At 74.6% G+C, this 21,672-nt stretch carries 20 protein-coding genes; 9 read left to right on the top strand and 11 right to left on the bottom strand.

Annotation, left to right across the window (positions count from 1 at the left end; genetic code table 11):
- The first annotated feature begins 5 nt into the window (after nucleotides 1-5).
- The 7 genes from LOC65_RS08890 to glcF all read left to right on the top strand — a co-directional run bounded on the left by LOC65_RS08890 (nucleotide 6) and on the right by glcF (nucleotide 7,801).
- A complete protein-coding gene (locus LOC65_RS08890; protein ID WP_230247245.1) occupies nucleotides 6-557 on the top strand; it encodes a PhaM family polyhydroxyalkanoate granule multifunctional regulatory protein in 552 nt (183 codons plus the stop codon).
- Between the two features lie 11 nt (nucleotides 558-568).
- Nucleotides 569-1,750, top strand: coding sequence for an FIST N-terminal domain-containing protein (locus tag LOC65_RS08885; RefSeq protein ID WP_230247244.1), 1,182 nt, complete (start codon nucleotides 569-571; stop codon nucleotides 1,748-1,750).
- Between the two features lie 105 nt (nucleotides 1,751-1,855).
- On the top strand, nucleotides 1,856-3,196 hold the full coding sequence (locus LOC65_RS08880; protein ID WP_230247243.1) for a hypothetical protein: 1,341 nt from the start codon (nucleotides 1,856-1,858) through the stop codon (nucleotides 3,194-3,196).
- 99 nt (nucleotides 3,197-3,295) lie between these two features.
- Nucleotides 3,296-4,822: an FAD-linked oxidase C-terminal domain-containing protein gene (locus LOC65_RS08875; RefSeq protein ID WP_230247242.1), complete on the top strand. Its 1,527-nt coding sequence runs from the start codon at nucleotides 3,296-3,298 to the stop codon at nucleotides 4,820-4,822.
- 2 nt (nucleotides 4,823-4,824) lie between these two features.
- Nucleotides 4,825-5,919, top strand: coding sequence for a glycolate oxidase subunit GlcE (gene glcE / locus LOC65_RS08870; protein WP_230247241.1), 1,095 nt, complete (start codon nucleotides 4,825-4,827; stop codon nucleotides 5,917-5,919).
- Between the two features lie 2 nt (nucleotides 5,920-5,921).
- Nucleotides 5,922-6,557, top strand: coding sequence for a class I SAM-dependent methyltransferase (locus LOC65_RS08865; protein WP_230247240.1), 636 nt, complete (start codon nucleotides 5,922-5,924; stop codon nucleotides 6,555-6,557).
- Nucleotides 6,557-7,801, top strand: coding sequence for a glycolate oxidase subunit GlcF (gene glcF, locus LOC65_RS08860; protein ID WP_230247239.1), 1,245 nt, complete (start codon nucleotides 6,557-6,559; stop codon nucleotides 7,799-7,801). Before LOC65_RS08865 ends, glcF begins: the two co-directional genes overlap by 1 nt.
- Nucleotide 7,802: 1 nt before the next feature.
- Here the strand turns inward: glcF and LOC65_RS08855 are convergent, their stop codons facing one another.
- Entirely contained in the window at nucleotides 7,803-8,774 is a 972-nt protein-coding gene (locus tag LOC65_RS08855; protein WP_230247238.1) for a DMT family transporter, read from the bottom strand.
- A 145-nt stretch (nucleotides 8,775-8,919) separates the two neighbouring features.
- On the opposite strand from LOC65_RS08855, the gene LOC65_RS08850 reads away from it, so the two are divergent.
- Nucleotides 8,920-10,737, top strand: a complete 1,818-nt coding sequence (locus tag LOC65_RS08850; protein ID WP_230247237.1) for a DUF885 family protein — start codon at nucleotides 8,920-8,922, stop codon at nucleotides 10,735-10,737.
- Between the two features lie 233 nt (nucleotides 10,738-10,970).
- Here the strand turns inward: LOC65_RS08850 and LOC65_RS08845 are convergent, their stop codons facing one another.
- Entirely contained in the window at nucleotides 10,971-11,822 is an 852-nt protein-coding gene (locus LOC65_RS08845) for an AraC family transcriptional regulator (RefSeq protein ID WP_164962479.1), read from the bottom strand.
- Nucleotides 11,823-11,915: 93 nt separating this feature from the next.
- Here LOC65_RS08845 and glpK point away from each other — a divergent pair, with 93 nt between their 5' ends.
- Complete coding sequence (glpK, locus tag LOC65_RS08840; protein ID WP_230247236.1) at nucleotides 11,916-13,415, top strand: glycerol kinase GlpK; 1,500 nt, start codon at nucleotides 11,916-11,918, stop codon at nucleotides 13,413-13,415.
- A gap of 19 nt (nucleotides 13,416-13,434) precedes the next feature.
- Here glpK and LOC65_RS08835 read toward each other — a convergent pair whose 3' ends face one another.
- From LOC65_RS08835 to LOC65_RS08795, 9 genes are all read right to left on the bottom strand, one after another.
- Nucleotides 13,435-13,743 (bottom strand): H-NS family nucleoid-associated regulatory protein, encoded by a 309-nt coding sequence (locus LOC65_RS08835; RefSeq protein ID WP_009859000.1) that lies wholly within the window; start codon nucleotides 13,741-13,743, stop codon nucleotides 13,435-13,437.
- A 325-nt stretch (nucleotides 13,744-14,068) separates the two neighbouring features.
- Entirely contained in the window at nucleotides 14,069-14,572 is a 504-nt protein-coding gene (locus LOC65_RS08830) for a GNAT family N-acetyltransferase (protein ID WP_230247235.1), read from the bottom strand.
- Nucleotides 14,569-15,036, bottom strand: coding sequence for an OsmC family protein (locus LOC65_RS08825; protein WP_009858998.1), 468 nt, complete (start codon nucleotides 15,034-15,036; stop codon nucleotides 14,569-14,571). The genes LOC65_RS08830 and LOC65_RS08825 overlap by 4 nt, the downstream gene beginning before the upstream one ends.
- A 61-nt stretch (nucleotides 15,037-15,097) precedes the next feature.
- Nucleotides 15,098-15,478: a DUF1992 domain-containing protein gene (locus LOC65_RS08820; protein ID WP_009858997.1), complete on the bottom strand. Its 381-nt coding sequence runs from the start codon at nucleotides 15,476-15,478 to the stop codon at nucleotides 15,098-15,100.
- Between the two features lie 10 nt (nucleotides 15,479-15,488).
- Nucleotides 15,489-16,841: a tetratricopeptide repeat protein gene (locus LOC65_RS08815; RefSeq protein ID WP_230247234.1), complete on the bottom strand. Its 1,353-nt coding sequence runs from the start codon at nucleotides 16,839-16,841 to the stop codon at nucleotides 15,489-15,491.
- 116 nt (nucleotides 16,842-16,957) lie between these two features.
- Nucleotides 16,958-18,346 (bottom strand): amidase, encoded by a 1,389-nt coding sequence (locus LOC65_RS08810; RefSeq protein ID WP_230247233.1) that lies wholly within the window; start codon nucleotides 18,344-18,346, stop codon nucleotides 16,958-16,960.
- Nucleotides 18,346-19,848 (bottom strand): ABC transporter substrate-binding protein, encoded by a 1,503-nt coding sequence (locus LOC65_RS08805; protein ID WP_230247232.1) that lies wholly within the window; start codon nucleotides 19,846-19,848, stop codon nucleotides 18,346-18,348. The genes LOC65_RS08810 and LOC65_RS08805 overlap by 1 nt, the downstream gene beginning before the upstream one ends.
- A complete protein-coding gene (locus LOC65_RS08800; RefSeq protein ID WP_230247231.1) occupies nucleotides 19,832-20,647 on the bottom strand; it encodes an ATP-binding cassette domain-containing protein in 816 nt (271 codons plus the stop codon). The genes LOC65_RS08805 and LOC65_RS08800 overlap by 17 nt, the downstream gene beginning before the upstream one ends.
- The gene (locus LOC65_RS08795; RefSeq protein WP_230247230.1) at nucleotides 20,644-21,615 is read right to left on the bottom strand and encodes an ABC transporter ATP-binding protein; all 972 of its coding nucleotides are present in this window, start codon (nucleotides 21,613-21,615) and stop codon (nucleotides 20,644-20,646) included. The genes LOC65_RS08800 and LOC65_RS08795 overlap by 4 nt, the downstream gene beginning before the upstream one ends.
- Between the last annotated feature and the right edge of the window lie 57 nt (nucleotides 21,616-21,672).

The raw sequence follows: 21,672 nt of genomic DNA, 5'->3' as shown, positions 1-21,672 counted from the left end.
CAGGGATGACGGGACCGACCGACTTCGCGAAGATGCTGCCGGGTTACGACTTCCTGCAGGGCCTGCTGCAGAACGCCGGGGCCGGGATGCCGAACATCGGCCAGTGGATCGCGCCGACGCTGAACCCCGACGAGCTGGAAAAACGCATCGGCGAGCTGCGCACGGTGCAGTTCTGGCTCGAGCAGAACGCGCGCCTGCTGGGCACGACGATCCAGGCGCTGGAGGTGCAGCGCATGACGCTGTCGACGCTGCGCTCGATGAACGTGCCGATGCCCGACCTGCGCGAGGCGCTGAAGCCGCGCCCGGCGGCGGCGGCGCCGGAACCCTCCGCCAAAACGCCGCCCCCGCCGCCGCCGGGCATCGACCCGATGCAGTGGTGGGGCGCGCTCACCCAGCAGTTCGGCGAGATCGCCAGCGCCGCGATGCAGGACGTGCGCAGCGCCGCGACACCGGCCCCGGCACCCGCGCCCGCTCCGGCGAAGAAGGCCGCCAGGAAGGCGGCGGCGCGCCCGGCCGCCCCACGCGCGGCCGCGCCACGACGCCAACGCTCGACCTGAGCCGCGCCCCGATGCCGAGCTTCGTCACCGGACACGCCACCCACCCCGACTGGCGCATGGCGCTGGCGCTGGCCGCGGCCCAGATCGACGCGCAGCGAGCCGCGCTCGAGGCCGGCCCCAGCGGGCCGCCGACGCTGGGCTTCGCCTACTTCACCGACGCCTACGCGGCGCAGGCCGAGGCGCTGCTGGAAGACCTGCGCCAGCGCTGGCCCGGCGTCGCCTGGGTCGGCAGCGTCGGTGTCGGCGTCGCCGCCAGCGGCGTCGAGTACTTCGACGAGCCGGCGCTGGCGCTGATGCTGTGCGACCTGCCGGCGGGCTGCTTCGAGGTCTTCTCCGGCGTGCGCCCGCTGCACCGCATCGCCGCCTACAGCGCGCTGGTGCACGCCGACGCCGCGACACCCGACCTGGCCGAGCTGATCGCCGAGCTGAGCGACCGCGTCGACAGCGGCTACCTGTTCGGCGGCCTGGCGGCCTCGCGCGGCAACGCCGTGCAGCTGGCCGACGGCGTCTGGCAGGGCGGGCTGTCGGGCGTCGCCTTCAGCGAGGACGTGGCGCTGCTGTCGCGCGTCACGCAGGGCTGCCAGCCGGTGGGCCCGGTGCGCACGATCACGCGCGCCGAGCGCAACATCGTCGCCGAGCTCGACGGCGCGCCCGCCCTGCCCTGCCTGCTGCACGACCTGGGCCTGGACGCGGACCACGACCCGCGCCAGGCGCTGCCGCGGCTGCGGGCCACGCTCGCCGGCCTGACCGACGGCGACCAGCAGGCCGTCGGCCGCGGCGGCCAGTTCGGGGCCGACGTGCGGGTGCGCCACCTCGTCGGCCTGGACCCGGGCCGGCGCGCGGTGGCGGTCGCCGACATCGTCGAGCCCGGCATGCGGCTCGCGTTCTGCACCCGCGACGTCGACGCCGCGCGGCGCGACCTGGTGCGCGTGTGCAGCGAGATCCGCGAGGAGCTGCACCCGGCGGCCGACGGCGCCGAAGCCGCCCCGGCGCGGCGCATCGAAGGCGCGATCTACGTCAGCTGCGCCGGCCGCGGCGGGCCGCACTTCGGCGGCCCCTCGGCCGAGCTGCAGATCGTGCGCCACGCGCTCGGCGACGTGCCGCTCGTCGGCTTCTTCGCCGGCGGCGAGATCGCCCACCGCCACGTCTACGGCTACACCGGGGTGCTGACGGTCTTCACCGGCCGCGCCTGAAGGCGGAGCTCAGCCGCCCGGCGCGGCGGCGGCCCGGGCGCCGGAACAAGGGCTTACAGCGTCGCCGCGCCGGCACGGCTACCTTCACGGGCCGGAACGCGCGCGATGAACGACCAGCCGACCACCCCCGAACGCCTCGCCCAGGCCGCCCAGCCCCAGCCCCCCGGCGTCAGCGCCTGGCCGCCGGGCCACCGCATCGACGGCTTCGAGTTCCGCGGCGTCGTCGCGCTGCGCGCCACGGCCATCGTCTACCGCGGCTGGGACCACGGCCTGGAGGTGCCGGTGGCGCTGAAGGAGTACCTGCCGGCGGCGATCGCGCGGCGCGGGCCCGATGGCGACATCGGGCCGGCCGAGCCGGCGCAGGCCGAGGCCTTCGAGCGCGGGCTGCGCGCCTTCATCGACGAGGGGCGGCGGCTGGCGCGCTGCGACCACCCGTCGATCGCGCGCGTGCTGCACCTGCTGCCGGCGCACGGCAGCGCCTGCCTGGTGATGCCCTGGTATGCCGGCCGGCCGCTGGCCGAGCTGCGCCGCGAGATGAGCGGCCCGCCCGACGAGCCGGCGCTGCGTGCGCTGCTCGACGCGCTGCTGGCCGCGCTGCACGAGTGGCACCGCGTCAACGGCGTGCACGGCGGCCTGCACCCGGCCGGCGTGCTGCTGCTCGACGACGACCGGCCGCTGCTGCTCGGGCCCGGGTACGCCGAGCGCGCCATCGCACGCGGCGGGCTGACGGCGCTGGAACCCGGGTTCAGCGCGCCCGAACTCGACAGCGACGCGACCCGCGTCGGCGCCTGGACCGACGTCTACGCGCTGGCCCAGCTCGCGCGCTTCGCGATCACCGGCCTGCTGCCGCCGCCGGCCGGCCGCACGCCCGAGCCGCTGGCCGGCGTCGTCGAGCGCCTGTTCTTCGACCACCCGTCGGCACGCTACGGCGCCGCGCTGCTGGCGACGCTGGACGCTGCGGTGTCTCCCGACATCGGCGCGCGGCCGCAGAGCATCGTCGACTTCGCCGCCTGGCTGGCCCACGGGCCGCCGCGGCGGCCGGCAGCGCGCTCGGCGCCGACGCTGGCGCCGTTCTCCTTCTCCGCCGCCGACGTCCCGCCCGCGCGGGCACCCGACGCGGCCACCGTCGACCTGATCCAGCGGGTCATCGACACCCTCCCGCCGGCGACGCCCCGGCGCGAGCCGGCGGCGATGCACGAGCGGGCCGCGCCTTCGCTGGAGCCGCCACCACGCGACGGCGTCGCCGGCTGGATGTTTGCGGCCTTCGCGCTCGCCGCGGCGCTGGGGCTGGGGGTGTGGTGGAAGGAGATGCACGAGGCCGCTCGGCCGCTGCCGCCGGCCCCGGCCGCCACCGCACCCGCCATCGTCGCCCCGCCGCCCGCGGCGACCGAGACGGCGCCGCCACCGGCCGACAACCCGCCCGCCCCGTCGCAGGAGCCGGCCTGAGCGCCGCACGCCGCCCCTGCAAGCCCTGACCCCGGGGCGGCGCGGGGCGTGCCGCGCTTGCTACAGTCCCCCGCAGCCCGCCGCCAGCCCCCGCCGCGCATGAACGCTCCCCTGCCCGCCGACGCCGCGATGCCCGCCGCCGAGGCCCCGCCCGACGCCGCCACGCGCGCCCGCCGCCAGGCCGAGGTCGTCGCCGCGCTCGGCAAGGTGCTGCCGGCGCACGCGCTGCTCTGGCAGCGCGAGGACACCACGCCCTACGAGTGCGACGGCCTCACCGCCTACCGGCAACTGCCGCTGGCCGTGGCGCTGCCCGAGACCGAGGCCCAGGTCTCGGGCGTGCTCCGCGCCTGCCACGCACTGGGCGTGCCGGTGGTCGCACGCGGCGCCGGCACGGGGCTGTCGGGCGGCGCGATGCCGCACGCGCTGGGCGTCACGCTGTCGCTGGCCAAGTTCAACCGCATCCTCGCCGTCGACCCGCTGGCACGCACAGCCACCGTGCAGTGCGGCGTGCGCAACCTCGCGATCAGCGAGGCCGCGGCGCCGCACGGCCTGTACTACGCGCCCGACCCGTCGAGCCAGATCGCCTGCACGATCGGCGGCAACGTCGCCGAGAACTCCGGCGGCGTGCACTGCCTGAAGTACGGGCTGACGATCCACAACGTGCTGCGCGTGCGCGGCTTCACCGCCGAGGGCGAGCCGGTCGAGTTCGGCGGCCTGGCGCTGGACGCGCCGGGGCTGGACCTGCTGGCGGCGGTCATCGGCAGCGAGGGCATGCTGGCCGTCGCCACCGAGGTCACGGTGCGCCTGGTGCCCAAGCCGCAGCTGGCGCGCTGCATCATGGCCAGCTTCGACGACGTGCGCCGCGCCGGCGACGCGGTGGCGGCGATCATCGCCGCCGGCATCATCCCCGCCGGGCTGGAGATGATGGACAAGCCGATGACCGCCGCGGTCGAGGACTTCGTGCACGCCGGCTACGACCTGACGGCCGAGGCCATCCTGCTGTGCGAGAGCGACGGCACGCCCGAGGAGGTGGCCGAGGAGATCCAGCGCATGCTGGACGTGCTGACCGGCTGCGGCGCGACGCGGCTGGAGGTCAGCCGCGACGAGGCCCAGCGGCTGCGCTTCTGGAGCGGGCGCAAGAACGCCTTCCCGGCCTCGGGCCGCATCAGCCCGGACTACCTCTGCATGGACTCGACGATCCCGCGCAAGCGGCTCGCCGACATCCTGCTCGCCATCCAGCAGATGGAGCAGACCTACGGCCTGCGCTGCGCCAACGTCTTCCACGCCGGCGACGGCAACCTGCACCCGCTGATCCTCTACGACGCCAACGACCCCGACCAGCTGCGCCGCTGCGAGGCCTTCGGCGCCGACATTCTGGAGACCAGCGTGCGCCTGGGCGGCACGATCACCGGCGAGCACGGCGTCGGCGTCGAGAAGCTGGCCAGCATGTGCGTGCAGTTCAGCCCCGAGGAACGCGCCCAGATGGCGGCGCTGAAGACCGCCTTCGACCCGGCCGGGCTGCTGAACCCCGGCAAGGTGATCCCGACGCTGGTGCGCTGCGTCGAAGGCGGCAAGCAGCACGTGCGGCGCGGCTTGCTGGCCTTCGCCGAACTGGAGCGTTTCTGACGATGACGGCACACGAGGACGCGGCGCTGGGCCGCCTGGTCGAACGCGTGCGGGCCGCGGCGGCCGACGGCACGAAGCTCGAGATCGTCGGCGGCGGCACCAAGCGCTGGCACGGCGAGACGCCCGCCGGCGAGCCGCTGGAGACGGCGGAGCTGGCCGGCATCAGCTCTTACGAACCGAGCGAGCTCGTCGTCACCGCTCGCGCCGGCACGCCGCTGGCCGAGCTGGAGGCGGCGCTGGCCGAACGGGGCCAGTGGCTGGCTTTCGAGCCGCCGCGCTTCGCCGCCGGTGGCACCGTCGGCGGCATGGTCGCCTCGGGCCTGGCCGGCCCCGGCCGCGCGGCCTCGGGCAGCGTGCGCGACTTCGTGCTCGGCGCGACGATGTTGAGCGGCCGCGCCGAGGTGCTGACCTTCGGCGGCCAGGTGATGAAGAACGTCGCCGGCTACGACGTGCCGCGGCTGCTCGCCGGCTCGCTGGGCGTGCTGGGCCTGATCTGCGAGGTCTCGCTGAAGGTGCTGCCGCGGCCGCCGGCGGTGGCCACGCTGCGCTACGAGTTCGGCGAAGCCGAGGCGCTGCAGCGCCTGGCCGCGTGGTCGGCGCAGCCGCTGCCGATCTCGGCCAGCGCCTGGTGGGACGGCACGCTGGTGCTGCGCCTGGCCGGCGCCGCCGCCGCGGTGCAGTCGGCCTACGAGAAGCTGGGCGGCGAGCCGATCGAGCCGACACTGGCCGACGCCTTCTGGACCGGGCTGCGCGACCAGCAGGACGAATTCTTCGCCGGCGCGCGGGCCGCGGTCGACCGGGGCGCCGCGCTGTGGCGGCTGTCGCTGCCGCCGACCGCGCCGCCGCTGGGCCTGGCCGGCGAGCAGCTGATCGAATGGGGCGGCGGCCAGCGCTGGCTGTGCACGCCGCTGCCGGGCGCCGCGGTGCGTGCCGCCGCCGCGGCCGCCGGCGGCCACGCAACGCGCTGGCGCGGCGCCGGCGAGGGCCCGGTGTTCACGCCGCCCAAGCCGCCGCTGGACCGGCTGCACCGCCAGCTGAAGGACGCCTTCGACCCGGCGCGGGTGTTCAACCCCGGCCGGCTGTTCCCGGACCTCTGAGCATGCTCGACTACTACGAACGCCGCGCTGCCGAGTACGAACGCATCTACCGCCGCCCCGAGCGCCAGGACGAGCTGCGCGTGCTGGAAGCCGAACTCGCCACCGCCTTCGCCGGGCGTTCGGTGCTCGAGCTGGCCTGCGGCACCGGCTGGTGGACACCGCACGGCGCACGCGATGCGCGGCGCTGGCTGGCCACCGACCTGAACCCCGGCCCGCTGGCCGTCGCCCGCGCCAAGCCGGTGCCGCCCAGCGTCGAGTGGCGCCTCGGCGACGCGAGCGACCTCGCCCACCTCGGCGACGAGCGCTTCGACGGCGCTTTCGCCGGCTGCTGGTGGAGCCACCTGGAACGCGCACGCTGGGCGCCCTGGCTGCAGGCGCTGCACACACGCCTCGTGCCCGGTGCCCGCGTCGTGCTGCTGGACAACGTGTTCGTGCCCGGGCGCAGCACGCCGATCGCCCGCACCGACGCCCAGGGCGACACCTGGCAGCGCCGCCGCCTGGACGACGGCTCGGAGCACGAGATCCTCAAGAACTACCCGACCCGCGAAGAGGCCGTCGCCGCCGCCGGCCCGCGCGCCCGCGACGTCCGCTGGACCGCGCGCGAGCACTTCTGGGTCCTGACCTACACCCTCGCCTGATGCAGACCCATCTGTCGGCGGAGTTCCGCGGCACGCCCGAAGGCGAGGAGGCCGAGGCCATCCTGCGCCAGTGCGTGCACTGCGGCTTCTGCACCGCCACCTGCCCGACCTACCAGCTGCTCGGCGACGAGCTCGACGGCCCGCGCGGCCGCATCTACCTGATCAAGCAGCTGCTCGAAGGCGCGCCGGTCACGCGCAGCACGCAGCTGCACCTGGACCGCTGCCTGACCTGCCGCAACTGCGAGAGCACCTGCCCCAGCGGCGTGCAGTACGGCCGCCTGGTCGACATCGGCCGCCACCTCGTCGAGCAGCGGGTCGAGCGCCCGCGCGGCGAACGCACCGCGCGCTGGCTGCTCAAGGAAGGCATGACCTCGCCGGCCTTCGGCGCGGCGGTCGCCGCCGGGCGCGCGCTGCGGCCGCTGCTGCCGGCGCGGATCAAGGACAAGGTCACCGCCGCGCCCGGCGCACGCGCCAGGCTCTGGCCGCAGCGCGAGCACAAGCGCAAGGTGCTGATGCTGCTGGGCTGCGTGCAGCCCTCGCTGGCGCCGAACATCAACTCGGCGACCGCGCGTGTGCTCGACGCCGCCGGCATCCAGACCCTGGTCGCCGACGAAGCCGGCTGCTGCGGCGCGATCCGCGGCCACCTCGGCGACACCGAAGGCGCGCTGGCCGACATGCGCCGCAACATCGACGCCTGGTGGCCGCTGATCGAGGGCCTGACCTCGCAGGGGCGTGTCGAGGCGCTGGTGCTCAACGCCTCGGCCTGCGGCACGACGGTCAAGGAGTACGGCCGGGCGCTGGCCCACGACCCGGCCTATGCCGACAAGGCGCGCCGCGTCGCCGAGATGGCGCGCGACGTCGGCGAGCTGCTGCCCGACATCGTCGCGGCGCTCAAACCGCGGCTGAAGATCGCGCCCGGCACGCGGGTCGCCTACCACCCGCCGTGCTCGCTGCAGCACGGCCAGAAGCTGCGTGGCGGCGTCGAGGACGGGCTGCGCGAGCTGGGTTTCGACGTGCGCCTGGCGGGCAGCGAGAGCCACCTGTGCTGCGGCTCGGCCGGCACCTACAGCGTGCTGCAGCCCGAGCTGTCGCAGGCGCTGCGCCGGCGCAAGCTGGCGCAGCTGGAGCCGCTGGAAGCCGGCGTCATCGTCTCGGCCAACTTCGGCTGCATCCAGCACCTGCAGGGCGGCACGAAAACGCCGGTGCGGCACTGGATCGAGCTGCTGGACGAGCTGATCGCGTGATTCAGGCGGCGGCCGGCACCGGCTGCGGCTTCGCACGCAGCGCCCAGGCGACGCCGGCGATCAGCAGCACGATGCCGGCCAGCGTGTCGGCCGGCGGCCACTGGCCGCGCAGCATGAAGGCGTAGGCCAGGCCGGCCAGCGACTCGAAGACGATCAGCTGGCCGGCCAGCGTCGTCGGCAGGCGCTGGCTGGCTTCGTTCCAGCACAGCGTGCCCAGCCAGGAGCACAGCAGCGCGACGACCAGCATCAGGCCGACGAAACGCCACGGCGTCGGCCCCAGCGGCCCGCCGAGCTCGATCCAGCCCGCCGCCGACGCCACGGCCAGCATCAGCGCCCCGGCCAGCGCCAGCGGCAGCGTCGCCAGCCCCTGCGCGGTGGCCCAGGTCGACGGCGATCGGTCGGGGTGGGCGCGCAGCCAGTCGGCGTTGCGGATCGGGTACCAGGTCCAGCAGGCCATCGCGCCGACGGCCAGCAGCGCGCCCAGGGCATAACGGCCGCGGTCGGCATCGGGCGCGAGCTGCGCCAGCTCGGCGCGGTTGACCAGCGCCAGCCCGGCGCCGATCAGCAGCAGCGAGGGCGCCAGCTGGCGCCACGACAGCAGCCCGTCGCGGTGCCGGTTGCGGCGGTTGGAGGCCACCGCGATGACCAGCGGCAGCGTGCCGATGATCATCGTCGGCAGCGGCCCGCCGGCGCGCTGGATCGCCGAGGACAGCAGCAGGTAATAGAGCAGGTTGCCGACCAGGGCCAGGCGCAGCGCATCGGCCCAGTCGGCGCGGGTCAGCTCGCGGATGCGCGCGCGGTCCAGCCAGGCCAGCGGCAGCGCGATCAGGCCGAAGGCCAGGTAGCGCCCGACCGACAGCATCGCCGGCGGGTAGGCCGCGAGCAGCAGCGGGGCGACGAAGATCAGCCCCCACATCAGCCCGGCGGCGAGGGCGAACAGGGTTCCGGAGACGAGCGCGGCACGGTGGGACATGGGGCGATCGTGCCGCAGCGGCCGGCGGCGGTCTTGTACCGGATTGCGCCAGCTTCGTCGGCGCCCGCCGCGCTTCGTCGCACCGGCGGCGCGCCGGCCCGGCCGCCGCCAGAATTGACGGCTTCGCCGTCCACGAGACCTCCCGATGCCGCTTCGCCTGCTGGCCGTCGCCGCCGCCCTGACGCTGGGCAGCGCCGCCACCACCCCGACCGCCCTCGCCGCCCCGGCGGCCACCACCGCCAAGGCCACCACCAAGGCCGACGCCGGCGCGACCCGCACGCTGCACGCGCTGTTCGCGCGCCAGTGGGAGGACAGCGCGCGCCGTTACCCCGAGTGGGCCACCTGGCGCGGCGACCACCGCTACGACGACCGGCTCGGCGAGGTGTCGCCCGAGGCCGAACAGGCGGCCCTGGCCCAGGAACGCCGCTGGCTGGCCGAGGCGCGGGCGATCCCGCGCGCGCGGCTGTCGCCGGCCGACCGCGTCTCGCTGGACCTGTTCATCGAGCAGCGCGAACGCCACCTCGCCGAGCAGCCCTTCGAAGGCTGGCGCAGCCTGCGCATCGCCGCGATGGGCGGCGTGCAGTCCGAGTTCTCCAGCCTGCTGCGCATGATGCCGATGACCGGCCGCGCCGACGCCGCCAAGGTGCTGGCCCGCATGGCGGCGCTGCCGCGGCGCATCGACCAGGAGATCGCGCTGATGCGCCGCGGCCTGGCGCTGGGCTGGGTGCCGGCGGCGCCGGTGCTCGACCGCGCGCTGGCGCAGATCGACGCCCAGCTCCCGGCCGACCCGACCGCCGGCCCGTTCTTCGAGCCCTGGCGCCGCCTGCCGCCGACACTGCCCGCGGCCGAGCGTGCGGCGCTGGAGGCCCAGGCCCGGGGGGCGATCGAGCGCGACGTCGTGCCGGCGATGCGCCGGCTGCGCGAGTTCGTCGCCGGCGAGTACCGCGCGAAGGCGCCGGCCGACGGCTCGCTGGCGCGTTACCCGGACGGCGCACGCGTCTACGAGATGCTGGTGCGCCAGCGCACGACGACCGCCCTCGGCGCCGACGCCATCCACGCGCTCGGCCTGCGCGAGCTGGCCCAGCTGCGTGCCGAGATGGAGGACGTGAAACGCTCGACCGGCTTCAGCGGCGACTTCGCGGCCTTCGTGAAGTGGCTCAACACCGACCCGCGTTTCTTCGTCTCCGGCCCCGACGAGCTGCTGCAGCGCTACCGCGCGATCGCCAAGCGTTTCGACGCCGAGATGCCGCGGCTGTTCGCCGAGCTGCCGCGCGGCACCTACGGCGTGCGCGCCATGCCCGAGCACCTGGGCCCCGATGCCGCCGAGTTCTACGAAGGCGGCGCCGCCGACGGCAGCCGGCCGGGCTGGTTCAACGCCAACCTCGTCGGCTGGCGCCAGCAGACGACCTGGGGCATGGCCACGCTGGTGGCGCACGAGGCCGTGCCGGGCCACCACCTGCAGGGCGCACGCGCGCTGGAGCTCAGCGACCTGCCCGACTTCCGCCGCGAAGGCGGCGGCTACACCGCCTACGTCGAAGGCTGGGCGCTGTACGCCGAGACGCTGATGCGCGAGCTTGGCGCCTACGACGACCCGTACAGCCTGTTCGGCCACCTGCAGTGGCAGGCCTTCCGCGCCGCGCGCCTGGTCGTCGACACCGGCCTCCACGCCCGGGGCTGGAGCCGCCAGCAGGCGATCGACTTCATGGTCGAGCGCACCGGCGTCGACCGCCCCTTCGTCGAGGCCGAGGTCGACCGCTACACCTCCGACCCCGGCCAGGCGCTGGGCTACATGGTCGGCCGGCTGAAGCTCGACGAGCTGCGCGCGCGCGCCCAGGCCCGGCTGGGGCCGAAGTTCGACCTGCGCCGCTTCCACAACGCGCTGATCGACCAGGGCGAGCTGCCGCTGTCGACGCTGGAAACGCTGGTCGACGAGTGGATCGCGCGCGAGGCGCGGCGACGCTGAAAGCGACGCCATCGACTCCCGAGGGCGCGAGGCGCGGCGCTGAGGGCGAGCCCCGCCGCCTCCTGCAACGCGGCACGGCAAAGCGGCTCGTCAAGCTGACTGGAGCCTCCCTCGCGGAGGGAGGCTGGAGGGTGTGGTGGAACGAGCTGGAGCACCCTCCCGGAGGGGGCTCGGGGGAGCTGTGCGTGACAGCCGCAAGCTAGGAGTCTGCGCGGCAGAAGCCGCGCAGACTCCTAGCGCGCGCGCACCTGCCGCTGGTAACGCGCGGGCGTGACGCCGTAACGCGCCGCGAAGGCGCGTGTCAGGTGCGCCTGGTCGGCCAGCCCGGTGGCTGCGGCGACCTCGGCCGGCGCGACGCCGGCGGCGAGCTGGCGCTGCGCGGCCTGCAGGCGCAGCGACATCAGCACCTGCTGCGGCGTCGCACCCTGCGCCTCGCGGAAGCGGCGCAGGAAGTGGAAGGGGCTCAGCCCCGCCACGGCGGCCAGCTCCTCCAGCGTCAGGCGTTCGGCCAGGCGCGCCTGCATGCAGTCCAGCACCACGCCGAAACGCGGTGCCGCCTCGCGTGCCGCGGCGCGGTCGGCACGGGCGTGCGGGCGCAGCACGTCCAGCAGCTCGGCGAGCAGGCCGTCGAAGGCCAGCGGCTCGTCGGCGGCCTGCCACAGCGCGGCCAGCAGCCGGCCGACACGTCGCGCACGCGGCGCGTCGGCCGCCACCGCGTCGGCGAAACACCAGCGCTCGCCGGTCAGCGCCTGGACCAGCGCCTCGTCGACATAGGCCATGCGGTAGCGCCAGCCGGCCTCGGTCTCGGCGCGGCCGGTGTGCAGCTCGCCGGGGTTCATCAGCACCAGCGAATCGGCCGGCGCCAGCAGCTCGCTGCCGCGGTAGCGGAAACGTTCGGCACCGGCCTCGATCGCACCGACGCCGAAGCCGTCGTGCGCGTGCGGCTCGAAGGCATGGCGCACGATCGCCGCGCGGTACAGCTCCACGCCCGGGCGGTGCGCCGGGCGGCGGAACTCGGCGGCATCCTCGCGGGCCTCGAAAGCCTGCGGGACACCGGGCATGGACGCGGCGGGCGTGATCGTCATGGCGGGTGCCGCAATCTACCGCGGCCCGCGGGCGATGGCTTCCGCCGGCGGCGCGCCGCTCCTATGCTCGCCGGCACCGAACAGGAGCACCGCATGTCCCGCCACGTCCTCGCGCTCGACCAGGGCACGTCCAGCTCGCGCAGCATCGTCTTCGACGAGACCGGGCGCATCGTCGCGCTGGCGCAGCGCGAGTTCCGCCAGCACTACCCGCAGCCCGGCTGGGTCGAGCACGACCCCGAGGAAATCTGGCAGAGCCAGCTCGCCACCGCACGCGAGGCCATCGCCCGCGCCGGCCTGACGGCACACGACATCGCCGCGATCGGCATCACCAACCAGCGCGAGACCACCGTCGTCTGGAACCGCCGCACCGGCCAGCCGGTGTGCAACGCCATCGTCTGGCAGGACCGCCGCGGCGAGCCGCTGTGCGCGCGGCTGCGCGCCGACGGGCTCGAGGAGACGGTGCGGCGCAGCACCGGCCTGGTCATCGACCCGTATTTCTCGGCGACCAAGATCCGCTGGATCCTGGACCACGTGAACGGCGCGCACCTCGCCGCGGCCCAGGGCGAGCTGGCCTTCGGCACCGTCGACAGCTGGCTGATCTGGAATCTGACCGGCGGGCGCGTGCACGCCACCGACGTCAGCAACGCGTCGCGCACGATGCTCTACGACATCCGCCACGACACCTGGGACCACGAGTTGCTGGCCGCGCTGCACGTGCCCGACAGCGTGCTGCCGCAGGTGCTGCCGTCCAGCCATGCCTTCGGCGAGACCGACGCCGGGCTGTTCGGCGCACCGATCCCGATCGCCGGCGTCGCCGGCGACCAGCAGGCGGCGCTGTTCGGCCAGGCGTGCTTCGAGCCCGGCCTGGCGAAGAACACCTACGGCACCGGCTGCTTCATGCTGATGCACACCGGCGAGCGTTTCGAGCGTTCGGCCAACGGCCTGGTGTCGACCGCCGCGGCGCGCACCGGCACGGCACGCGAGTACGCGATGGAAGGCAGCGTCTTCATCGGCGGCGCCGTCGTGCAGTGGCTGCGCGACGGCCTGCAGGCGATCCGCGCCAGCGGCGAGGTGCAGGCGCTGGCCGAGAGCGTGCCCGACGCCGGCGGCGTGATGTTCGTGCCGGCTTTCACCGGCCTGGGCGCGCCGTACTGGAACGCCGACGCGCGCGGCACCATCGTCGGCCTGACACGCGGCAGCACGGTGGCGCACATCGCGCGTGCGGCGCTGGAGAGCATCGCCTTCCAGAGCGCGGCACTGCTGCAGGCGATGGCACGCGACGCCGCGGCGCAGCCGGGCGGCCGGCCGCTGACCGAACTGCGCGTGGACGGCGGCGCCTGCGTCAACGATCTGCTGATGCAGTTCCAGGCCGACCTGCTGGGCATCCCGGTGCTGCGCCCGCAGGTCACGGAGACGACCGCGCTGGGCGCGGCCTACCTCGCCGGGCTGGGCGTCGGCATCTGGCGCGACCGCGCGGAGCTGGCGGCGCTGTGGCAGGCCGAGCGCCGCTTCCTGCCGACGATGGCGCGCGACCGCGCCGCCGAGCTGATGGCCCGCTGGGAACGCGCCGTGCGCCAGACCGTCGCCGAATGAGCGCCGGCGGCGCGCCGCCTCAGGCCTTGGACTCTAGGTCGCGCAGCGTCTTGCCGGCGGCCAATGCGTCGCGAACCCATTGCGGGCGCTTGCCGCGGCCGACCCAGGTATTGCCGGCTTCGTCGCGGTATTTGGCGACGACCAGCTTGCGTTTGCGCGCACGCGGCTTGGCGGCCACGAGGCCGAGATCGGCGGCGGTGAGGCCGTATTGGGCGATCTGCTCGCGGATGGTGGTGATGACGGCGTCGAGTTCACGACGCCGGATCTTCTCGGCTTCGGCCTTCAGCGATTCGATCTGCTGGAGAACCTGGCTGTATGTTTTCGTCATTTTCATTCCGTGCTGGACGCAGCCGCCAACGTCCTCCCCACGGGCCGGTTACGTTGACCGGCCCGCCCGCCTGCCGACGACGGCGGGTGATTCGCGCGGGCCGGCGGCCCGCGCAGCGCGGAACTTACCACGACGGCGATCCGAATGCCGTGGCGCCGGCCATCGCCAATGCAATTCGTCAGCGGGCCCCATGAAACGCTCGAATCGCGACCGCAATTTCGCTGAATTGACGGGCGCACCGGCCATTGACGAGGCCGTGTGATCGGCGCTTATGGGCCAGCGTTCGTCCGGCAGATGAAATGCAATGCGCCGTGCGGCCGGCCCGTTACGGCGCGACGTGGCGCCAGACGACGGCACGGTCGCCGAGGAAGTCGATCTCGGTGTCGGCCACCGCACCCAGGCGTTCGGCGAGGCGGATCGAGCGCTCGTTGGCAGGCCGGATCAGGCTGATCGGCGAGACGATGCCGCGCACGTCGCGGCCCCAGGCGAGCGCGGCACGCGCCGCCTCCTCGGCGTAGCCCTGGCCCCAGGCGTCGCGCGCGAGCAGCCAGCCGAGCTCGCAGCCGGGCCAGCCCTCGGGGTGCATGAAGCCGACGCGGCCGAGCATGCGGCCGTCGCTCTGGCGCTCGACGGCCCACATGCCGTGGCCGCGCAGCGTCCAGTGGCCGACGAACATCGCCACCTGGCGCCAGGCGACGTCGCGCCCGACCGGGCCGCCGGCGCCGATGTGGCGCATGACCTCGGCGTCGGCGCACATCTCGGCATAGGGCTCGACGTCGGCCGGGCCGAAACTGCGCAGCACGAGGCGCGCGGTGCGCAGCCGCGTCATGGCTGCGGCTCCAGGCGCACCTCGGTCTTCACCGAGTTGGCGATGAAACACGCCTCGTGCGCACGGTGGTGCAGCACCGCCAGGCGGGCCGCTTCGGGCACGGCGTCGCCGGCCAGACGCACACGCGGGCGCAGCGTCACGGTGGTCAGGAAGGGCCGGCCCTGCTCGTCGCGCCCCATCGTGCCGACGGCATCGTCGACATAGGAGTCGACGCGCCAGCCGGCGCTGGCCGCCAGCGACAGGAACCAGAGCATGTGGCAGCTGGCCAGCGAGGCGACGAACAGCTCCTCGGGGTCGACGGCGCTGGCGTTGGAGTACGGCAACGGCACGACACCGGGCGAAGCCGAGGCGGCGATCTCGGCTCCGCCGTCGAAACGCAGCGCATGCAAGCGGCTGTAGCGCTGGTCGGTGAAGGCCTCGGCGGGCTGGCGCCGCCATTCGACCTGGGCGTGGTGTTCGGACATGGCCCCTCGCGGACGACTGGACCACGGCATTGTGCGCCTGCACACGCCGCCCGGACGGCGATCAGAGGCTGCCGCTGCGGCGCAGGTGTTCGAGACGCAACGCCAGCAGCTGGCGCTTCTCGGCGACACGCTGGCGCTTGGCGCGCCAGGCCGGCGTGTCGGCCTCGGCCGCCGGCGCGGCGTCGAGCTCGGCCTGCAGCGCGGCGATCTCGCGCATCAGCTCGACCTCGGCCGGCACGTGGCCGGCGTCCTTCAGGATCTTGAACGGCATCTTCAGGCCGTCGGGCGTCTGGTCGTAGCCGTCGTCCAGCGCCAGCGGCCGGCCCCAGCTGGGCGCGGACTTCAGCTCGCCGTTGTCCTGGCTCTCGCGCAGCGCGTCGGCGATCTGCTCGTCCAGCGTGCGCAGGCGCTCGAGGCGCTCGTCTTCACGCCGCGTCGCCATGCCCGCGTCCTCAGGCGCGCGCCTCGCGCGCCAGGCCCAGGCGCGAGGCCCAGTGGCGCGTCAGCGCCGTCGCCGGCTTGGCCATCAGGCGTTCGTTGAGCAGCGCGCGGCCGAGGTCGCGCCGCCGGCCCTGCACCGCCGCGGCGAGCAGGGTCTGGTCGATCAGGTCGCGCTGCGCATGGCTGCCGCCGAGCGCAGGCGCCGACATGCGCGCCGGGTAGAGGCTGTCGGCGGCAGTGTCGAAGTCGCCGCGCGCGAAGGCCAGCAAGGCGCGCATCAACGGCAGGCCGACCTCGCGTGCCATCGTGTGGTTGACGCGGCGCGCGTCGTCGAGGGCGAGCGCACGTTCGGCGCAGCGCGCCACCCAGCGTTCGGCGCGGCCGACCTGGCCGGCGGCGAGCAGCGCGATGACACGGTGCAGGTCGTTGAAGGCATAGTGGCCGGGCTCGTCGTCGGCCTCGGCCCAGGCGTCGGCCAGCGCCAGCGCACGCGCCGAGACGTCCTCGCCGACGAGGTGCAGCCGCCACAGCATCGCCGCGGCGTCGACACGCTGCGGCGTCGTCGTCAGCGTCTCGGCCGTCAGGTGGCCGTCGACCAGGCGCAGCACACCGGCGCAGTCCATCGCCTCGACGCGGAACAGCGCCTTGTGCCACCACAGATGCGACGCGAAGGCGTTGCCGTCGGCCCAGTCGTGCTGGTGCAGACGCAGCCAGGCCGAGCCTTCGTCGTGCCGGCCCTGCATCTCCAGCACGTGGGCCACGGCGTGCACCGCCCAGGTGACGCGGCGGTCGGCCTGCAGCGCCTGGCGCGCGGCCTCCTCGGCCTGCGGGTACAGGTTGCACTCCTCCAGCCCGAAGGCGTAGAGGCCGAGCACGAAGGGGTACAGCGGGTCGTCGGCGTCCCAGTCGGGCAGCGAACGCGCCGGGCGCATGCGCATGCCGGCGCTGTCGCCGCGGTGCAGGTCCCACTGGTGCGTCCACTGCAGCGCCAGCGCGTCGCGCGGGTACTCGAGCAGCAGGTCGTCCCAGCGGCGGCAGGCGTTGTGCCAGCGGCCTTCGAACACCAGTTGCAGCGCCTCGAGGTGGGCCCGCTCGCGCACACCGGCACCGCCCAGACGCTCGCGCGCCGCGTCCAGGTGTCGGGCCACCGCGCCGAGCTCGCCGGGGTCGGTGGCGGCGAGCAGCCAGCCAGCCTTCATCAGGTGCGGCATCGCCCAGCCGGGATCGGCCGCGATCGCCGCGTCGAGATCGGCCAGCGGCGAGTCGTAGAACGACATCAGCCGCCACAGCGCCGACTCCGCGGCATCACGCGCCGCGGCGACACCGCAGCCGACGGGGTTGCCTCGCAGATCGAAAAACGCCATGGCGGGACTGTAGCGCGAGCCTGTAACACGCCCCGGCGGGGCTCAGTCCTCGCGCGTGCCATCGCGCTCGGGCCTTCGGCAGGCGCAGAACGCCTTCCGGCGTCCTGCGTCCGGCCTCAGATCGGCGGCCCGGCCGGCAGCGGCGGCCGCAGCCGTTCCCAGGCGCGCGCCAGTTGCAGCACGCCGAGGTCGTCGTGGCGCCGGCCGGCGATCTGCAGCCCGACCGGCAGGCCGTCGGCGGTCATGCCGGCCGGCACCGCGACGGCCGGCTGCTCGCTCATGTTGAACGGCAGCGTGAAGCCGATGTGCGCCATCGCCCGCGCCGGGTCGTTCGTCGGGCTGGCGTGCAGCGCCGGGAAGGCCGGCACCGGCGCCACCGGCGAGAGCACGAAGTCGAACCGCGCGCAGGCGGCGACCGCGGCGTCGCGCAGCGCGGCCATCTGCGCGTGGCCGTGGAAGACCTGGGCGGCGCTGTAGCCGGCCCCGCGGCCGGCCCAGTCGCGGATGAACGGCAGCACACGCTCGCGCCGCTCGGGCGGCAGCGCCTGCAGGTCCAGCCACGAGCGCATGCGCCAGAACAGGTCGATGCCCTCGGCCATCTCGGGCGTCGTGAACGGCGCCAGCGGCTCGACGATGCAGCCGGCGGCCTCGAAGGCGCGTGCCGCGGCGGTGACGACCTCGACGTGGCACGGCTGCGGCGCCAGCCCCCAGCCGGCGTCGAGCAGCAGGCCCAGGCGCAGGCCGCGCAGGTCCAGATCGTCGAGCCGGTCCCAGGCGATGGCCTGCGGCGGCAGGCTGGTCGCGTCGCGCGCATCGGCGCGCGACAGCTCGGCCATCAGCAGCGCCGCGTCGGCCACGGTGCGTGTGATCGGCCCGGCGCAGCGGCCGGCGTACGGCGGCACGATCGGCACGCGGCCCAGGCTGGGCTTGAAGCCGACGACGCCGCACCAGCCGGCGGGCAGGCGGATCGAGCCGCCGATGTCGGTGCCGACGTGCAGCGGGCCGTAGCCGGCGGCGGCCCCGGCGCCCGCGCCGGCGCTGCTGCCGCCGGGCGTCAGCGCCGGGTTCCACGGGTTGCGCGCCGCCGCGTGCAGGCTCGACAGCCCCGAGGACAGCATGCCGTAGTCGGGCATCGTCGTGCGCGCGACGAAGACACAGCCGGCCTCGCGCAGGCGCGCCGCGGGCGGCGAGTCCTCGGCTTCGGGTGCGGCCTCGACGGCGGCGCAGCCCAGCGGCTTGGGCAAGCCGCGTGTGCCGACGTTCTCCTTGAGCATCGCCGGCACGCCGTCCAGCGCCGACAGCGGCCGGCCGCGGCGGTGGCGTTGTTCCGACTCGGCCGCCGCGGCGAGCGCGCCGTCGGGGTCGAAGCCCCAGGTCGCGTGCAGCGTGGGTTCGAGCTGTTCGACACGCTCGATGACGGCCCGCGTGGCCTCCACCGGCGACAGCTCGCCGCGCCGGTACAGCGTGGCCAGCGTCGCGGCGTCGAGCGTGTGCAGCGCCGCCATCAGCCGCCCCAGGAGACGGCGGCGAGGTCGTTGGCGAAGATCGGCGAGCGTGTCCACAGCCCGCGCAGGCCCTTGCGCCAGACCGCCACCTGCGCCGGGTTCCAGAGGAAGACGCTGGCCGCGTCGTCGGCCAGCTTGCGCTGGATCTCGCGCCACAGCCGCGCCTTCTCGCGTGCGTCGTTGCTCGCGGCGTGGGTCGTCACGAGGCGGCGGAAGTCGGCGCTGTCGTAGCCGAAGTAGTACTTCGGGTCGGCGTAGGCGGTGGCGTAGTCCAGCGGCTCGACGTGGTTGATCAGCGTGAGGTCGAACTGGCCCTTGAACGCGCCCGACAGCCACTGCGCCCACTCGACGTTCTCGATCTTCGCGACGACGCCGACCTTGGCCAGCATCGCGGCGACGATCTCGCCGCCCTTGCGCGCGTACGGCGGCGGCGGCAGCGTCAGCGTGACCTGCAGCGGCGTCGTCACGCCGGCGTCCTTCAGCAGCGCACGCGCCTTGTCGGGGTCGTAGGCGACGAGGCCCGACAGGTCGACGTAGCCGCTGTCGGTGGGCGCGAAATGGCTGCCGATCGGCGTGCCCAGGCCTTCCTGGGCGCCGGCGATGAAGGCGCGGCGGTCGATGGCGTGCGTCAGCGCGCGGCGCACGCGCACGTCGTCGAACGGCTTGCGGCGGTGGTTGACCGCCAGGATGCCCTTGCCGGCAGTGGCGCCGACCTCGACGACGAAACGCCGGTCGGCGCGCAACTGCGGCAGCGCCTGCAGCGCGGCGAAACGCGGCATCGCGTCGACGTCGCCGGCCAGCAGCGCCGCGACCTGGGCCGCCGGGTCGTTGATGAAGCGGAAGACGACACGCTCCAGCGCCACGCGCGCGGCGTCGCGGTGGCCGGCCCACTTGGCCAGCGTCACGCTGACGCCGCGTTTCCAGTCGTCGACGCGGTACGGCCCGGTGCCGACCGGCCGCGTCGCGGCATTCGCGGCGCTGGCCGGGTGCAGGATGACGGCGCTGCTCTCGCCGAGGCGAAACGGCAGCGCCGCATCGGCGTGGGTCAGCGTCAGGATGACGGTCTGCGGGTTCTCGACGGTGATGCGGGCGATGTTGTCGAACACCGCCTTCTTCGCCTTGTTCGTGCTGCCCTCGGCGCGCGCGCGCTCGAAGCTCCAGCGCACGGCTTCGGCGTCGAAGGCCGCGCCGTCGGAGAAGGCGACCCCGCGGCGCAGCCGGAAGACGTAGCTCTTGCCGTCGGGCGAGACGGTCCAGGACTCGGCCAGCAGCGGCGACACGCGGCCGTCCATGCCGATCTTCGTCAGCCCTTCGAGCACGTTGTAGTGCACGATCTCGCCGATCGCCGCGGCCGGCGCGACGGTCGGGTCCAGGCCGGGCGGCTCGAGCACCATGCCGAGCACCAGGCGCTTCTTCGCCGCCTGGGCCTGCGCAAGAGGCTGCGCCGCGGCCAGCGGCAGGCCGGCCAGCAGCGTGTTGACGGTTCTACGGGTGGGATTCATGGCCGCGCGATTCTGCGCCAAGGGCCGCGGCCAGCAGCCGGCGCGTGTACGGGTGCTCGGGGGCGCGGAACAGGCGCTCCGGCGTGCCGCGCTCGACGACCCGGCCCCGGTACAGCACCAGCACCTCGTCGCTGACGAGGTCGACGACGGCCAGGTCGTGGCTGATGAACAGATAGGCGACGCCGTAGCGCTGCTGCAGGTCCTGCATCAGGTTCAGCACCTGCGCCTGCACCGAGACGTCGAGCGCGCTGACCGGCTCGTCGGCGACGATCAGTTTCGGCCGCGTGACGAGGGCGCGTGCGATCGCGATGCGCTGGCGCTGGCCGCCGCTGAACTCGTGCGGGTACTTCGGCAGATCGGCCGGGCCCAGGCCGACGGCTTCCAGCACCTCGACGGCGCGTGCGAGCTGCTCGTCACGCCCGGCGCCGTGCAGCACGGCCAGCGGCTCGGTGACGGTCTGCAGCACGCTGCGCCGCGGGTCCAGCGAGCCGTACGGGTCCTGGAAGACCATCTGGAACTTGGCGCGTGCGCGCCGCAGCGCCTCGGGCGCCAGCGTGTGCAGGTCCTCGCCGTCGAGCCGCACGCGGCCGGCGCTCGGCGCCTCGAGCGCCATCACCAGGCGCGCCAGCGTGCTCTTGCCCGAGCCCGATTCGCCGACGATGCCCAGCGTGCGCCCGGCTTCAAGCGTGAAGTCCACGTCGGCCAGCGCCTGCAGTTCGGTCGCCGGCGCGAAGAGCTGTTCGCGCGGCAGGCGGTAGCGCTTGCCGAGCCCGTGGACCTGCAGCAGCGGCGCCGTCATGCGTGCACGCGGATGCAGCGCGCCTCGTGGCCCGGGCCGACGGCCACTGGCGCCGGCAGCGCGGCACGGCAGTCGGCAACGGCCTGCGGGCAGCGCTCGGCGAAGGGACAGCCGGCGGGGCGACGGCCCAGCGCCGGCACGCGGCCGGGGATCGTCGCCAGGCGGGTGCCGCGCGGCAGGCCCAGGCGCGGCTGGGCGGCGAACAGCGCGCGCGTGTACGGATGCGCCAGGCGCTCGAAGACGGCGGCCGTCGGGCCGCTCTCGACGACGACGCCGGCGTACATCACGAGCAGGCGCTCGACCGACTGCGCCATCACGCCGAGGTCGTGGCTGATCAGCAGCAGCGCCATGCCGGTGGCGGCACGCAGTTCGGCGATCAGGTCCAGCACCTCGCGGCGCACGGTGGCGTCGAGCGCGGTCGTCGGCTCGTCGGCAATCAGCAGGTCGGGCGCGCAGGCCAGCGCGATCGCGATGACGACACGCTGGCGCTGGCCGCCGGAGAGCTGGTGCGGGTAGGCGTCGAGCCGGCGCGCCGCGTCGGGCAGGTGCACCCGTTCGAGCAGCCGCAGCGCCTCGGCGCGCGCAGCCGCCGCCGACAGCCCGCGGTGCAGGCGCAGCGGCTCGGCGATCTGGCGGCCGACGGTGTGCAGCGGGTTCAGCGCCGTCATCGGCTCCTGGAACACCATTGCCAGGCGGTCGCCGCGAAGCGCGCACCAGTCGCGTTCGGCGAGCGTCGTCAGCTCGCGGCCGTCGAGGACGATCGAGCCGCTCGTGCGCGCGGCCACGGGCAGCAGGCCCATCAGCGCCAGCGCGGTCAGCGACTTGCCGCAGCCGGACTCGCCGATCAGGCCCAGCGTGCCGCCTCGGCCGAGCGTGAACGAGATGCCGTCGATCGCGGCGGCATGGGCGCCATCGGGCGTGGGCAACCGGACACGCAGGTCGTTGACGGCAAGCAGGGGAGCGGACACGGGCGGCAACGATAGCGCCGTCGTCGGGACGGCATGAAAAAAGCCCCGGCGCCGGGG

Source organism: Rubrivivax sp. JA1055 (genome assembly GCF_020966565.1).
In the GTDB taxonomy this organism is placed as follows: domain Bacteria; phylum Pseudomonadota; class Gammaproteobacteria; order Burkholderiales; family Burkholderiaceae_C; genus Rubrivivax; species Rubrivivax benzoatilyticus.
This window is presented reverse-complemented; position numbering and strand designations above follow the sequence as displayed.

What these genes read in the sequence shown, in the direction of transcription:
- LOC65_RS08810 (WP_230247233.1), bottom strand. Translation starts at nt 18,346, where the DNA reads ATGGCGGCGCTGCACACGCTCGACGCCGCGACGCTGGCCACGCTGTAC.
- glpK (WP_230247236.1), top strand. Translation starts at nt 11,916, where the DNA reads ATGTCCCGCCACGTCCTCGCGCTCGACCAGGGCACGTCCAGCTCGCGC.
- LOC65_RS08835 (WP_009859000.1), bottom strand. Translation starts at nt 13,743, where the DNA reads ATGACGAAAACATACAGCCAGGTTCTCCAGCAGATCGAATCGCTGAAG.
- LOC65_RS08890 (WP_230247245.1), top strand. Translation starts at nt 6, where the DNA reads ATGACGGGACCGACCGACTTCGCGAAGATGCTGCCGGGTTACGACTTC.
- LOC65_RS08805 (WP_230247232.1), bottom strand. Translation starts at nt 19,848, where the DNA reads ATGAATCCCACCCGTAGAACCGTCAACACGCTGCTGGCCGGCCTGCCG.
- LOC65_RS08845 (WP_164962479.1), bottom strand. Translation starts at nt 11,822, where the DNA reads ATGACGATCACGCCCGCCGCGTCCATGCCCGGTGTCCCGCAGGCTTTC.
- LOC65_RS08880 (WP_230247243.1), top strand. Translation starts at nt 1,856, where the DNA reads ATGAACGACCAGCCGACCACCCCCGAACGCCTCGCCCAGGCCGCCCAG.
- LOC65_RS08875 (WP_230247242.1), top strand. Translation starts at nt 3,296, where the DNA reads ATGAACGCTCCCCTGCCCGCCGACGCCGCGATGCCCGCCGCCGAGGCC.
- LOC65_RS08825 (WP_009858998.1), bottom strand. Translation starts at nt 15,036, where the DNA reads ATGTCCGAACACCACGCCCAGGTCGAATGGCGGCGCCAGCCCGCCGAG.
- LOC65_RS08865 (WP_230247240.1), top strand. Translation starts at nt 5,922, where the DNA reads ATGCTCGACTACTACGAACGCCGCGCTGCCGAGTACGAACGCATCTAC.
- LOC65_RS08830 (WP_230247235.1), bottom strand. Translation starts at nt 14,572, where the DNA reads ATGACGCGGCTGCGCACCGCGCGCCTCGTGCTGCGCAGTTTCGGCCCG.
- LOC65_RS08885 (WP_230247244.1), top strand. Translation starts at nt 569, where the DNA reads ATGCCGAGCTTCGTCACCGGACACGCCACCCACCCCGACTGGCGCATG.
- LOC65_RS08820 (WP_009858997.1), bottom strand. Translation starts at nt 15,478, where the DNA reads ATGGCGACGCGGCGTGAAGACGAGCGCCTCGAGCGCCTGCGCACGCTG.
- LOC65_RS08815 (WP_230247234.1), bottom strand. Translation starts at nt 16,841, where the DNA reads ATGGCGTTTTTCGATCTGCGAGGCAACCCCGTCGGCTGCGGTGTCGCC.
- LOC65_RS08850 (WP_230247237.1), top strand. Translation starts at nt 8,920, where the DNA reads ATGCCGCTTCGCCTGCTGGCCGTCGCCGCCGCCCTGACGCTGGGCAGC.
- glcE (WP_230247241.1), top strand. Translation starts at nt 4,825, where the DNA reads ATGACGGCACACGAGGACGCGGCGCTGGGCCGCCTGGTCGAACGCGTG.
- LOC65_RS08800 (WP_230247231.1), bottom strand. Translation starts at nt 20,647, where the DNA reads ATGACGGCGCCGCTGCTGCAGGTCCACGGGCTCGGCAAGCGCTACCGC.
- LOC65_RS08855 (WP_230247238.1), bottom strand. Translation starts at nt 8,774, where the DNA reads ATGTCCCACCGTGCCGCGCTCGTCTCCGGAACCCTGTTCGCCCTCGCC.
- glcF (WP_230247239.1), top strand. Translation starts at nt 6,557, where the DNA reads ATGCAGACCCATCTGTCGGCGGAGTTCCGCGGCACGCCCGAAGGCGAG.